A 10,949-nucleotide genomic window follows, 5' to 3' on the forward strand; every position below is an offset into this window, starting at 1 on the left:
GCATGGTCGTGGTGGCGATGGCGATGCCGAACAGACCCGCCAGCTGGAAGGCCGCGATGATGCCGACGATGATGGTCAGCGCCGGCAGGGCCGTCGATTCCAGCGAAACCGCCAGACCCTGGATCACATTGGTGCCGTGTCCCGAGACCGAGGCCTGGGCCACCGACCGCACGGGGCGGAAGTTGGAGCCGGTGTAGAACTCCGTCACCACCACGATGGCGGCGGTGACGGCCAGGCCCACGACCCCGGCCCAGAACAGGCTCATCGGCTGGATGACCAGCCCGCCCGTGGTCGTGATCGCATCCGGAACCAGTTGCGAGATCACCCACCAGACCGCGCCGACCGACAGGACGCCCGTGACGATCAGGCCCTGATACAGGGCTCCCATGATGTTCTGGCTCTTGCCGAGCCGCACGAAGAAGCTGCCGATGATCGAGGTCACGATACAGACGCCGCAGATCGCCAGCGGCAGCAGCATCATGGCCCCGACATACTCCGAACCCCGGAAGAAGATGGCGGCCAGGACCATGGTCGCCACGGTCGCGACCGCATAGGTTTCGAACAGGTCGGCGGCCATGCCGGCGCAGTCGCCGACGTTGTCGCCGACGTTGTCGGCGATGGTCGCGGCGTTGCGGGGATCATCCTCGGGGATGCCGGCCTCGACCTTGCCCACCATGTCGCCGCCCACGTCGGCGCCCTTGGTGAAGATGCCGCCGCCCAGACGGGCGAAGATCGAGATCAACGAGGCCCCGAAGCCCAGGGCCACCAGGCCGTCGACGACCTCGCGGCTCGTCGGCTCCAGGCCCATGTGCACGACCAGGACGGCGAAATAGCCGGCGACCCCCATCAGGGCCCCGCCCGCCACGAACATGCCGGTAATGGCGCCCGAGCGGAACGCCAGGTCCAGGCCCTTGGCCAGGCTCTGAGATGCCGCGTGGGCTGTGCGCACGTTAGCCCGCACCGAGATCAGCATCCCGGCGTAACCGGCCGCGCCCGACAGCACCGCCCCGATCAGGAAGCCGGCCGCCGCATAGGGTCCGATCAACAGCCAGGCCGCGATCAGAACGACCACGCCGACGATACCGATGGTGAAATACTGCCGCTTCAGATAGGCCGACGCCCCTTCCTGGATGGCGGCGGCGATCTCTCGCATCTTGTCGTTGCCCGTCCCGGCTTTCATCAGGACGAAGGTCTGGATCGCCCCGTACAGGACTCCCAGAACGCCGGCCCCGAAGGCCAGCGTGAGTATGTGATTCATTGGCGTTTCCGTGCCTAAAAAGCCCCCGGCTCCTTGGCGCGGCGGGCCTTATGACCTCTGTCCGCCTTCCGGTACCCCCCGGGCGCATCGGACGCTGAGTTTGCGCCCACTCGGGAATTGCCCACAGACCGTGCCAAATGCGGCGCGATGACGCAAGCGGAACAAATTCAGGCGCCTCCGGGCACTCCGGTGCGACGACGAGGGGTCTGCATCAGGACTTCGGACTTCACGACCGAGCCGGGACCCGACACCACATTGGCGATGGCCATCATGGCGGCGTTGATGGCGTTCTCGTTGAGCCGCGTCCAGTCGCCGGGCACAGTGAAGGGCGCGCGGTGGGCCGTCCGGACCAGGGCGTCGCGAAAGAAGGGATCCTTGCCCCGCATGGCCGTGGCGTCGGCGCCCGGGGCCAGGGTCAGTTTGACCGTGACGAAGACGTAGTTGCGCAGGCGGCCGTCGGCGACGACCGGCAGGCCGACACCGCTGATGTTCAGGGTCACGCCCTCGGCCGGGGCGGCGCTTTCGCTGGCCAGGGCGGATGTGGCGGCGGCACCCGCGAGGGCGACGGTTCCGACGGCGATGAGGTCTCTGCGGCGCATCATCGGACCCTACAGCTCAGCCGTTAGGATTGGGTTTCGAGCCTAGCCGTGAGTGAAGCCCGGTTTCGACAAGGTGATCGGCTGGCCCCCGAACCGCGTGGTCACCCCCTGCCCCTCCGTAACCCGGCCCAGTCTGGTCAGGCGGACGTGCCGCCGTTCGGCCTCACGTCGCAGCACGGCTTCGTCCGGGGCAGGAGCGGTGAAGGCGATCTCGTAGTCGTCGCCGCCGGTCGCCAGCTGCTCCAGGGCCGCCTGTTCATCGACCCGGCTGTCGAACCAGGCCTGGCCGGCGAGGGACAGAGGGGTCAGTTCCAGGTCGATCTCGATCCCCACGCCGCTGGCCGAAGCGATATGGCCGAGGTCAGCGACCAGCCCGTCCGAAACGTCCAGAGACGCGCTGGCGACGTCATGGATCACCGGAGAGAAGGCCAGTTGCGGCATGGGTCGACGGTAGTGGTCGATCAGGGCGGTCAGCCTTTCGGGGGCCAGCTTCAGATTGCCGCGCGCCGCCTGCAGTCCCAGAAAGCCGTCGCCGATCTGGCCGGTGACGAAGACCAGATGGCCAGGACGGGCGCCATTGCGGCCCACGACGCGCCCCTTGGCGGCCCAGCCAAGCATCGTCAGCGAGAACGACGCCGGTCCCGGCGTGACCACGGTGTCGCCGCCCAGCAGGGCCACCCCGAACGCCTTCTGGTCCCGAGCCAGTCCTTCTGCAAAGGCGACGCGTTCGGGCCAGCCGCAGCGTTCAGACCAGTGGCAGGCCAGCAGATAGCCGAACGGTTCGGCCCCCTTGGCGGCCAGGTCCGACAGGTTCACGCGAAGCAGCTTCTGCGCCACGGTGTCGAGCGGGTCGTCGGGCAGGAAATGCACGCCCTCGACGATGGCGTCCTTGGTCAGGACAAGGTCGTAGCCGGGCCGCGACGGAAGGACGGCGACGTCGTCCTTCAGCCCCCTGCCCCACTCCGGATGGGCCAGCGGGGCCAGCAGTCGGGTGATGGTCTCGAACTCGCCGGCGACATCGACCGCGGCCATGGCGGCTTACGCCTTCGGGCGGACGTCGCGGGCCACGCCATCGAGGGCGGCATTGACGAATTTGGCCTCGGCCTCATCGAAGAAGGCCTTGGCCAGCTCGACATACTCATCCAGCACGATCTCGCGCGGCACTTCCGGCTTGTGAGCCAGTTCCCAGGCTCCGGAACGCAACAGGGCGCGCAGGGTGGCGTCCAGCCGCTCCAGCCGCCAGTTGGAGGCCAGACGCGCCTTGATCGCGGCATCGATCTCGCGCTGACCGGCGATGACGCCGCGCACGATCCCGGCGAACCAGTCCTCGTCGGCCTCGGCCAGGGGCTCGCCCTCAATGTCGGCATCGAAGCGGTGGTTGGAAAACTCGGAGATGACCGTCTCAACGCCCTCCCCGGCCAGTTCCATCTGGTACAGGGCCTGAACGGCGGCGAGACGCGCCACGGTACGGGCCCGACGCTGGCGAGAGCTCAGCTGCGGTTCGGCCCGGGCCTTTTCTGCCTCGGCCAGTTGTTGCAGCACGGCCTGGATGGAGTTGGGTTCGGTCATCCGCCGAGCCCTACGCGCAACCGCTTGCGCAGCGCAATCAGGTCCATGCAGGCGCGAGCCGCCCCACCGCCCTTGTCGCCCTCGCTGATCCGGGCGCGGGCCCAGGCCTGATCCTCGTCCTCGGTTGTCAGGATGCCGTTACCGATCGCCAGACCCTTCAGGCCCAGTTGCATCAGACCTGCCGCCGACTGATCCGAGACGATCTCGAAATGATAGGTCTCGCCGCGAATGATGCAGCCCAGTGCGACGAAGCCGTCATAGCGCGGTGCGGTCGGAAAGCGACCGGCCTCGTCGGCCATGGCGATGGCGGTCGGCACCTCCAGCGCGCCGGGCACGGTCACGACGTCGAAATCGGCACCCTGGGCGCGCAGGGCATCCTTGGCCCCGTCCAGCAGGGCGTCGGCCAGATCGTCATAGTAGCGCGCCTCGACGATGAGGACGCGGGGGGGATCGGTCAGGATTGGTCTTCTCCGTTCATGCCGCGCCAGCCGACGATGCGCAGGCCGTAGCCCTCCAGCGCCGTCGGTTCCGGGCGGGTCGAGCTCATCACGATCATGTCGCGCACGCCGAGGTCCAGAAGGATCTGGGCACCCAGGCCATAGACCTTGATGGCACGATCGCTGACGGCGGGTCGCTCCGCGCCGGCCAGACGCTCGGCCAGGCTCTGCAGCGAGGGGTCGCGCAGGAACACCACGACGCCGGGTTCCGCAGAGCCGCTGATCGCCTTGAGGGCGGCGGGAATATAGTTCTGGCGATCCTCGCGGTGACCCAGCAGGTCGGCGGCGAAATCGACCTGGTGCATCCGCACGACGACGGGTTTGCCCGGCTCGATCCGGCCATGGACGAGCGCGACGTGTTCTCCGCCCTCGATGGTGTCGCGATACAGCATCAGCCGGAACGGCCCGCCGTGAACGCTCTCGAACGGCGTGTCCATGACCCGCTCGACATAGCGTTCGGTCCGGCGGCGATAGGCGATCAGGTCGGCGATGGTGCCGATCTTCAACCCATGCAGTTGGGCGAAGGCGACCAGGTCCGGCATCCGGGCCATGGTGCCGTCCTCGTTCATGATCTCGCAGATCACGCCCGCGGGGGTCAGACCGGCCATGCGGCTGATGTCCACGGCCGCCTCGGTATGGCCGGTGCGGACCAGCACGCCACCGTCGCGGGCGACCAGCGGGAACACGTGGCCCGGCGAGACGATGTCATCGGCCCCCCTGGACGGGTCCGAGGCGACCTGAACGGTTCGCGCCCGGTCCGCCGCCGAGATGCCGGTCGTCACACCCTCGGCCGCCTCGATCGAGACGGTGAAGGCGGTCGTCATGCTCTCGCGGTTTTCCGACGCCATGGGCGGCAGGCGAAGCTGGCGCGCGCGCTGGGCGGTGATGGCCAGGCAGATCAGGCCGCGCGCATGGCGGGCCATGAAGTTGATCTGGTCGGGCGTGGCGAACTGGGCCGGGATGATGACATCGCCCTCGTTCTCGCGGTCTTCAGCATCCACGAGGATGTAGGGACGGCCGTTTCGGGCGTCCTCGAGAATATCCTCGATCGGGCTGATCGGGCTGTCGTTCATATTGCTGGCGAGTTGCATCACGCCGTCTCCTGCCACCGCGCGAGGTATCGCGCCAGCATGTCGATCTCGAGATTGACCGGATCACCGACCTTGAGGGTGCCCAGCGTCGTCGCGTCCCAGGTGTGCGGGATGATGTTCAGGTCGAAGCGACGGCCGTCCACGGCATTGACCGTCAGCGACACCCCATCGACCGTGATCGAGCCCTTGGCGGCGATATAGCGATGCAGGGGCTCGGGGGCCTCGACCACGACCTTGTGCGATCCACCGACCGGTTCGATCGAAACCACAGTTCCCAGGCCATCGACATGGCCCGACACGACATGGCCGCCCATCTCGTCGCCGAGCTTGGCGGCGCGCTCCAGATTGACCCGGTCGCCGGTTTCCCAACGCCCCAGCGTCGTCTTGTCCAGCGTCTCGCCCGAGACCTCGACCGCGAAGGCGCCGTCGAGCCGCTCGACCACCGTCAGGCAGCAACCCGCATGGCTGATCGAGGCACCCAGGTCGATGCCTGAGACGTTCCAGGCTGTCTCGATCTCGTAGCGACGGTCGCGCTCGGTCTGCCGCACCGCGCGGACGCGGCCGATGTCTGTGACGATGCCCGTGAACATCAGGAATGCCTTTCGTAGCGTTCCCACAGGTCGTCACCCAGGGCCTCGACCGCAAGGCGCCGGTACTTGGGGGCGTTGGCCAGTCGCGCCAGGGACAGGGCGGCGACCCCGGGGCGTCCGTCTCCGCCCAGCAGGATCGGCGCCCGGAACCACTCGATCGCGTCCACCAGCCCGGCCGTGACGAAACAGGCCGCCACCCGGCCGCCGCCCTCGATCATCAGCTCCTTGACGCCGCGCTCGGCCAGCAGGGCCATGACGGCGGCGATCGTCGGGCGATTCTGGGCGTCGCCTGCGACCCGGACGATCTCGGCCGCGCCGATCGGCCCTGTCGAGGCCGGATCGCGGGTCGTGACGATCAGGGTGCCCTCGACCGCCAGCCGGGCGAACGGCGGCGTGCGCAGCCGGCTGTCGAGTACGACTCTCAGAGGATTGCGTCCGGGCACCTCGCCCTCCGGCAGCCTGACGGTCAGGCGCGGATCGTCGGCCAGGACCGTCTCAACGCCGACCAGAACGGCGTCGCTCTGGCTGCGCAATCGATGGCCCTGGAGCCGGGCTTCGGGACCCGTGATCCACTGGCTCTCGCCCGAGGAGGTGCCGATGCGTCCATCCAGGGAGGTCGCGATCTTGAGGGTCACACGCGGTCGCGTTTCAGCAGGGGCCATCAGCTTTCGTCCAGGCCTTCGTCACCCAGGAATCGCGCGAAATCCCCCGTGTGCCGGAAGTCCTTGTAGACCGAGGCATATCGCACATAGGCCACTTCATCGACGCTCTTGAGCGCCTTCATGATGAAATCCCCTACGACGCTGGAGGCGATCTCGGTTTCGCCCAGGCTTTCGAGTTGACGCGTGATCCGGCTGACCAGCTGCTCGACCTGTTCGGCCTGGACCGGGCGTTTGCGCAGGGCGACCGACAGGGACCGCTCCAGCTTGTCGCGGTCGAACGGGGCGCGGCGGCCGTTGCGTTTCAGGATGACCAGTTCACGCAACTGGACCCGCTCAAAGGTCGTGAACCGCCCGCTGCATTGCGGGCAGGACCGCCGACGCCGGATGGCCGAGCCGTCGTCCGACGGTCGGCTGTCCTTCACCTGCGTATCCTGATGGCCGCAAAACGGGCACTTCATCGTAGGCCTATCCGTAGATCGGGAAGCGGCGCGTCAGTTCGCGCACCTTGGCCGCGACCTCGGCGATCACGGCCGGATCGGCCTCGTCGCCGCCGTTCATCGAGGAGACGACATCGGCGATCCAGTGGCCGATCGACTGGAACTCCTCGACGCCGAAACCGCGGGTGGTGCCCGCCGGTGTGCCCAGGCGAACGCCCGAGGTCACGGTGAACGGAGCGGTGTCGAACGGCACGCCGTTCTTGTTGCAGGTCATCAGGGCATGTTCGAGCTGAAGCTCGGTCGCCTTGCCGGTCACGCTCTTGGGCCGCAGGTCGACCAGGACAATATGGCTGTCGGTGCCACCCGACACGACCGCCAGGCCCCGCTCGATCAGCACCGCCGACAACGCCTGGGCGTTGGCGACGACCTGTTTTGCATACAGCTTGAACTCGGGCTTCAGCGCTTCGCCGAAGGCGACGGCCTTGGCGGCGATGACGTGTTCCAGCGGCCCACCTTGCAGGCCGGGGAAGACCGCCGAGTTGATCTTCTTGCCCAGCTCGATGTCGTTGGACAGGATCATGCCGCCGCGCGGGCCGCGCAGGGTCTTGTGCGTGGTCGTGGTCACGACATGGGCATGAGGCAGGGGATCGGGATAGGCCCCTCCCGCCACCAGACCCGCATAGTGGGCCATGTCGACCATGAGATAGGCCCCGACGCTGTCGGCGATCTCGCGGAAGCGCTTGAAGTCGATGTGACGGCTGTAGGCCGAGGCCCCCGCCACGATCAGCCTGGGCTTTTCCTTCAGCGCCATTTCGGCGACGTGGTCGTAGTCGATCAGATTGTCGTCCTCGCGGACCTTGTAGGTCACGGGCCGGAACCATTTGCCCGACTGATTGGCCGGCGAACCGTGCGTCAGGTGGCCGCCACAGGCCAGGTCCATGCCCAGGAAGGTGTCGCCGGGCTGCAACAGGGCGAAGAACACCGCCTGGTTTGCCTGGGCACCCGAGTGGGGCTGGACGTTGGCGAAGGCGCAGCCGAACAATTCCTTGGCCCGTTCACGCGCCAGGTTCTCGGTGATGTCGACGTATTCGCAACCGCCGTAGTAGCGCCGCCCGGGATAGCCCTCGGCGTATTTGTTGGTCAGGACCGACCCTTGCGCCTCCAGCACCGCCTTCGAGACGATATTCTCGGAAGCGATCAGTTCGATCTGTTCCTGCTGGCGATGCAACTCGCCCGTGATGCCGCCGAAGACATCCGGATCGGCGTCGGCCAGCGTCTTGGAGAAATAGGCGTCGTGGACGAAGGATGCGGTCACGGGCGGCGGTCCTGAGAGCAGTCTGAAACGGTGCGCCTATCTAGGCCCGACAGGGTGCCACCACAACATGTAGTGTCAGGGCCGCGACAACAGACGCTGAAGCTTGGCGATGGCGAGCCGTTCGACGGCTCTGGGTTCCACTGCGGGGCCGACGGCGGTCGCCTCCGTGCCGGTCGCCACATGGACGGCGGTGACCTTCAGATAGGTCCCGTTGCGGGTGGATTCGACGATGACCTCGCCGAGGCCGTCCGCCATCAGGCCGCCGCCGGCATCCGGGCGATGTGGCAGTGGGTCCAGAGCTTGTCCATCGCGCTGACCAGGGCGTCCATCATGCCGTCGTCGTGGTTGGGCGAAGGCGTGAAGCGCAGGCGTTCGGTGCCCTTGGGCACCGTCGGATAGTTGATCGGCTGGACGTAGACGCCGAACTCTTCGAGCAGCATGTCCGAGATCATCTTGGTGTGGACCGGGTCGCCGACGAAGACCGGGACGATGTGGCTCTCGCTCGGCATGACCGGGATGCCGGCGGCAGCGAAGCGGTCCTTGAGCGTCTGGGCGCGCTCCTGGTGAGCCACGCGCAGTTCGGGGTGGGCCTTCAGGTGCCGCACCGAGGCCAGGGCTCCGGCGGTCAGGGCGGGCGGCAGGGAAGTCGTGAAGATGAAGCCCGAGGCCCACGACCGCACAGCATCGATGATCACGGCATCGGCGGCGATGTAGCCGCCCATGACGCCGATGGCCTTGCCCAGGGTGCATTCGATGATGTCGATGCCATTGAGCACTCCGTCACGCTCGGCGACGCCCGCGCCGGTCGCGCCGTACAGGCCGACCGCATGGACCTCGTCCAGATAGGTCATGGCCCCGTATTTCCGGGCCAGGGCAATGGTGCCGGCCAGGTCGGAGATGTCGCCGTCCATCGAATAGACGCTCTCGAAGGCGATCAGCTTGGGGGCATCGGCGGGCGCTGCGGCAAGCAGGCTCTCAAGGTGTTCGAGGTCGTTGTGCAGGAAGACGTGCCGTTCGCCGCCGCCGTTGCGGATGCCCGCGATCATCGAGGCGTGGTTCAGCGAATCGGAAAAGGTGATCAGGCCCGGCAGGATGCGTTGCAGGGTCGTCAGGGTCGCCTCGTTGGCCACATAGCCCGAGGTCATCAGAAGCGCCGCTTCCTTCTGGTGCCAGCTGGCCAGCTCGGCTTCCAGATCGACGGCAGACCGTGTCGTGCCGGAAATGTTGCGCGTGCCGCCGGCACCGGCACCCACGGCGTCGATCTCTGCCTGCATGGCCTGAAGCACCGCCGGATGCTGGCCCATGCCGAGGTAGTCGTTCGAGCACCAGATCACGACGTCCTGCTCGGTCCCGTCGTCGCGGCGGCGCACGGCCCTGGGGAACTCTCCGCGTACGCGTTTCAGGTCGGCGAAGACGCGATAGCGACCTTCGCCCTTTACCTGGTCGACTGCGGATTCGAATGCGGCCTTGTAGTCGAACACCTTGGGCGATCTTTCGGAGAGCGATCTTTCGCGCGCAAAAAACGTGGCGGGTCTTTGCGCCGATTGGCGCTTTCTGTCCACGAATCCGCAAGGACAAAACGCCGCAAACCCTTAATTGATAACGGTTCTCAAAGTCACTCAGGCTTCTTGAAGCGGAGCATGAATTGGCTGGTCTGGCCCCGGATCGCCGCATCGAAGACGTTGGCCGTCAGCGGATCGGTGGCTTTGGCCAGGATATCGCTCTCGCCGTCCAGCACAAAGCCTGCGGCCTGAACCTCAGTCTTCACTGCCTCGATGTCGATGCGGTGCAGGGTGTTGGCCTGGGTTATCCCGGTGCCGGCAGCCGCATGGTGGTCGACGATGACATACAGGCCGCCGGGCTTCAGCGCCGCGAAGGCCGCCGCATTGACCCTGGTCGCCGTATCCGGGCCGAATGGCGTCAGGTGGAGGTCATGGTAGTTCTGCGCCGTGAAGATCAGGTCCAGCCCGGCCGGGAACTCCGGGGCACCGATCCGCGAACGGATCGCATCGACATTGGCCAGTTCATCGACCTTGGTGATGCTGGTCCCGTAGTCGGCGGAAAAGCCGATGAACTCGGCGGGCTGCCAGGCGGTGACGTGACCTGTCTGACCAACGGCGGACGAGAAGACGCGGGTAAAATAGCCGCCGCCGATGATCATGTCGGCGATCTTCTGGCCCGGCGCGACATGGGCGAAGGCCAGGGTTTCGGCGGTGTGGCGGGCCTCGTCGCGGGCACGGTCCTCGGCCGGGCGAACCGGGTCGGCCAGGACAGCGGCATAGGACCGCGCCTCCATGTGGCCATCGACGACGCGCGCCGACGAGACGCCGGAAACGGCCAGGGCCGCGATCGACGCGACCAGGATCAGTGAGCGACGCATGAAACCCTCCCTCATCGGCGCCTGACTGCGCCCTTGCCTTACTGTACGTCGGATCGACGCGAGTTGTTACCCGGGCTTCCTGAAGCGATAGACGAACTGGTCGCTCTTGCCCCGGATGGCTTCGTCGAAGACCGACAGGGAATGGTCGTCGTCCGGGTTGGCCACCGCCGTCGTCTCGCCGTCGAAGATGAAGCCGGCCGCCTCGACCTGGGCACGCAGGGCCGAGCCCTCGATGCGGTGCAGGGTGCCGACCACGGACGTGCCTGCGCCCGGCGCAGCCTGATGGTCCAGGATGACATAGAGGCCGCCGGGCTTGAGCGCGGCGAACACCTGGGCGTTCATCTTGGCCACATCGACATTGAAGCGGGGGATGACGAAGTCGTGGTATTCCTGACCCATGAAGACCACGTCCAGCGGCTCCGGGAAGGTCATGACGTCGAGGTCGCCGGTGATCCGGTTCACATTGGGATAGGCCGCCGCCAGGGCATCGCCGAACGCGTTCTCGCGCGCCGCCGTCTGGTTCGGAACGAAGGCGTAGACCCGCCCTGCCC

General features: G+C 67.0%; 13 protein-coding genes and 1 pseudogene. All 14 read right to left on the minus strand.

The window, feature by feature from the left end:
* Positions 1-1,258 (minus strand): sodium/proton-translocating pyrophosphatase (locus tag JHC99_RS13920; RefSeq protein WP_292154992.1); only part of this gene is annotated, 1,258 nt, incomplete at its 3' end.
* A 167-nt stretch (positions 1,259-1,425) separates the two neighbouring features.
* Positions 1,426-1,857 carry a hypothetical protein gene (locus tag JHC99_RS13925; RefSeq protein WP_292154993.1) on the minus strand — a complete coding sequence of 144 codons (432 nt, stop codon included), beginning with the start codon at positions 1,855-1,857 and terminating at the stop codon, positions 1,426-1,428.
* 42 nt (positions 1,858-1,899) lie between these two features.
* Complete coding sequence (gene thiL / locus JHC99_RS13930; protein WP_292154994.1) at positions 1,900-2,889, minus strand: thiamine-phosphate kinase; 990 nt, start codon at positions 2,887-2,889, stop codon at positions 1,900-1,902.
* Positions 2,890-2,895: 6 nt separating this feature from the next.
* Positions 2,896-3,426, minus strand: a complete 531-nt coding sequence (nusB, locus tag JHC99_RS13935) for a transcription antitermination factor NusB (protein ID WP_292154995.1) — start codon at positions 3,424-3,426, stop codon at positions 2,896-2,898.
* Positions 3,423-3,884 (minus strand): 6,7-dimethyl-8-ribityllumazine synthase, encoded by a 462-nt coding sequence (gene ribH / locus JHC99_RS13940; RefSeq protein ID WP_271147154.1) that lies wholly within the window; start codon positions 3,882-3,884, stop codon positions 3,423-3,425. The genes nusB and ribH overlap by 4 nt, the downstream gene beginning before the upstream one ends.
* Positions 3,881-5,014 carry a 3,4-dihydroxy-2-butanone-4-phosphate synthase gene (gene ribB / locus JHC99_RS13945; RefSeq protein ID WP_292154996.1) on the minus strand — a complete coding sequence of 378 codons (1,134 nt, stop codon included), beginning with the start codon at positions 5,012-5,014 and terminating at the stop codon, positions 3,881-3,883. Before ribB ends, ribH begins: the two co-directional genes overlap by 4 nt.
* Positions 5,014-5,604, minus strand: coding sequence for a riboflavin synthase (locus tag JHC99_RS13950; RefSeq protein WP_292154997.1), 591 nt, complete (start codon positions 5,602-5,604; stop codon positions 5,014-5,016). The genes ribB and JHC99_RS13950 overlap by 1 nt, the downstream gene beginning before the upstream one ends.
* Positions 5,604-6,266, minus strand: coding sequence for a RibD family protein (locus JHC99_RS13955; RefSeq protein ID WP_292154998.1), 663 nt, complete (start codon positions 6,264-6,266; stop codon positions 5,604-5,606). Before JHC99_RS13955 ends, JHC99_RS13950 begins: the two co-directional genes overlap by 1 nt.
* Positions 6,266-6,724: a transcriptional regulator NrdR gene (gene nrdR, locus JHC99_RS13960; protein WP_292154999.1), complete on the minus strand. Its 459-nt coding sequence runs from the start codon at positions 6,722-6,724 to the stop codon at positions 6,266-6,268. The genes JHC99_RS13955 and nrdR overlap by 1 nt, the downstream gene beginning before the upstream one ends.
* Before the next feature lie 7 nt (positions 6,725-6,731).
* The gene (glyA, locus tag JHC99_RS13965) at positions 6,732-8,018 is read right to left on the minus strand and encodes a serine hydroxymethyltransferase (protein WP_292155000.1); all 1,287 of its coding nucleotides are present in this window, start codon (positions 8,016-8,018) and stop codon (positions 6,732-6,734) included.
* 75 nt (positions 8,019-8,093) lie between these two features.
* On the minus strand, positions 8,094-8,273 hold the full coding sequence (locus tag JHC99_RS13970; protein ID WP_292155001.1) for a hypothetical protein: 180 nt from the start codon (positions 8,271-8,273) through the stop codon (positions 8,094-8,096).
* On the minus strand, positions 8,273-9,499 hold the full coding sequence (gene hemA / locus JHC99_RS13975) for a 5-aminolevulinate synthase (protein WP_292155003.1): 1,227 nt from the start codon (positions 9,497-9,499) through the stop codon (positions 8,273-8,275). Before hemA ends, JHC99_RS13970 begins: the two co-directional genes overlap by 1 nt.
* Before the next feature lie 134 nt (positions 9,500-9,633).
* Entirely contained in the window at positions 9,634-10,398 is a 765-nt protein-coding gene (locus JHC99_RS13980) for a methyltransferase (RefSeq protein WP_292155004.1), read from the minus strand.
* 66 nt (positions 10,399-10,464) lie between these two features.
* Positions 10,465-10,949 (minus strand): annotated as a pseudogene (locus JHC99_RS13985) (hypothetical protein); the annotation flags it as partial.

The sequence above is a fragment of the Brevundimonas sp. genome, from assembly GCF_016463485.1.
In the GTDB taxonomy this organism is placed as follows: Bacteria; Pseudomonadota; Alphaproteobacteria; order Caulobacterales; family Caulobacteraceae; genus Brevundimonas.

What these genes read in the sequence shown, in the direction of transcription:
- thiL (WP_292154994.1), bottom strand. Translation starts at nt 2,889, where the DNA reads ATGGCCGCGGTCGATGTCGCCGGCGAGTTCGAGACCATCACCCGACTG.
- JHC99_RS13925 (WP_292154993.1), bottom strand. Translation starts at nt 1,857, where the DNA reads ATGCGCCGCAGAGACCTCATCGCCGTCGGAACCGTCGCCCTCGCGGGT.
- nrdR (WP_292154999.1), bottom strand. Translation starts at nt 6,724, where the DNA reads ATGAAGTGCCCGTTTTGCGGCCATCAGGATACGCAGGTGAAGGACAGC.
- JHC99_RS13955 (WP_292154998.1), bottom strand. Translation starts at nt 6,266, where the DNA reads ATGGCCCCTGCTGAAACGCGACCGCGTGTGACCCTCAAGATCGCGACC.
- JHC99_RS13950 (WP_292154997.1), bottom strand. Translation starts at nt 5,604, where the DNA reads ATGTTCACGGGCATCGTCACAGACATCGGCCGCGTCCGCGCGGTGCGG.
- JHC99_RS13980 (WP_292155004.1), bottom strand. Translation starts at nt 10,398, where the DNA reads ATGCGTCGCTCACTGATCCTGGTCGCGTCGATCGCGGCCCTGGCCGTT.
- nusB (WP_292154995.1), bottom strand. Translation starts at nt 3,426, where the DNA reads ATGACCGAACCCAACTCCATCCAGGCCGTGCTGCAACAACTGGCCGAG.
- JHC99_RS13970 (WP_292155001.1), bottom strand. Translation starts at nt 8,273, where the DNA reads ATGGCGGACGGCCTCGGCGAGGTCATCGTCGAATCCACCCGCAACGGG.
- ribB (WP_292154996.1), bottom strand. Translation starts at nt 5,014, where the DNA reads ATGCAACTCGCCAGCAATATGAACGACAGCCCGATCAGCCCGATCGAG.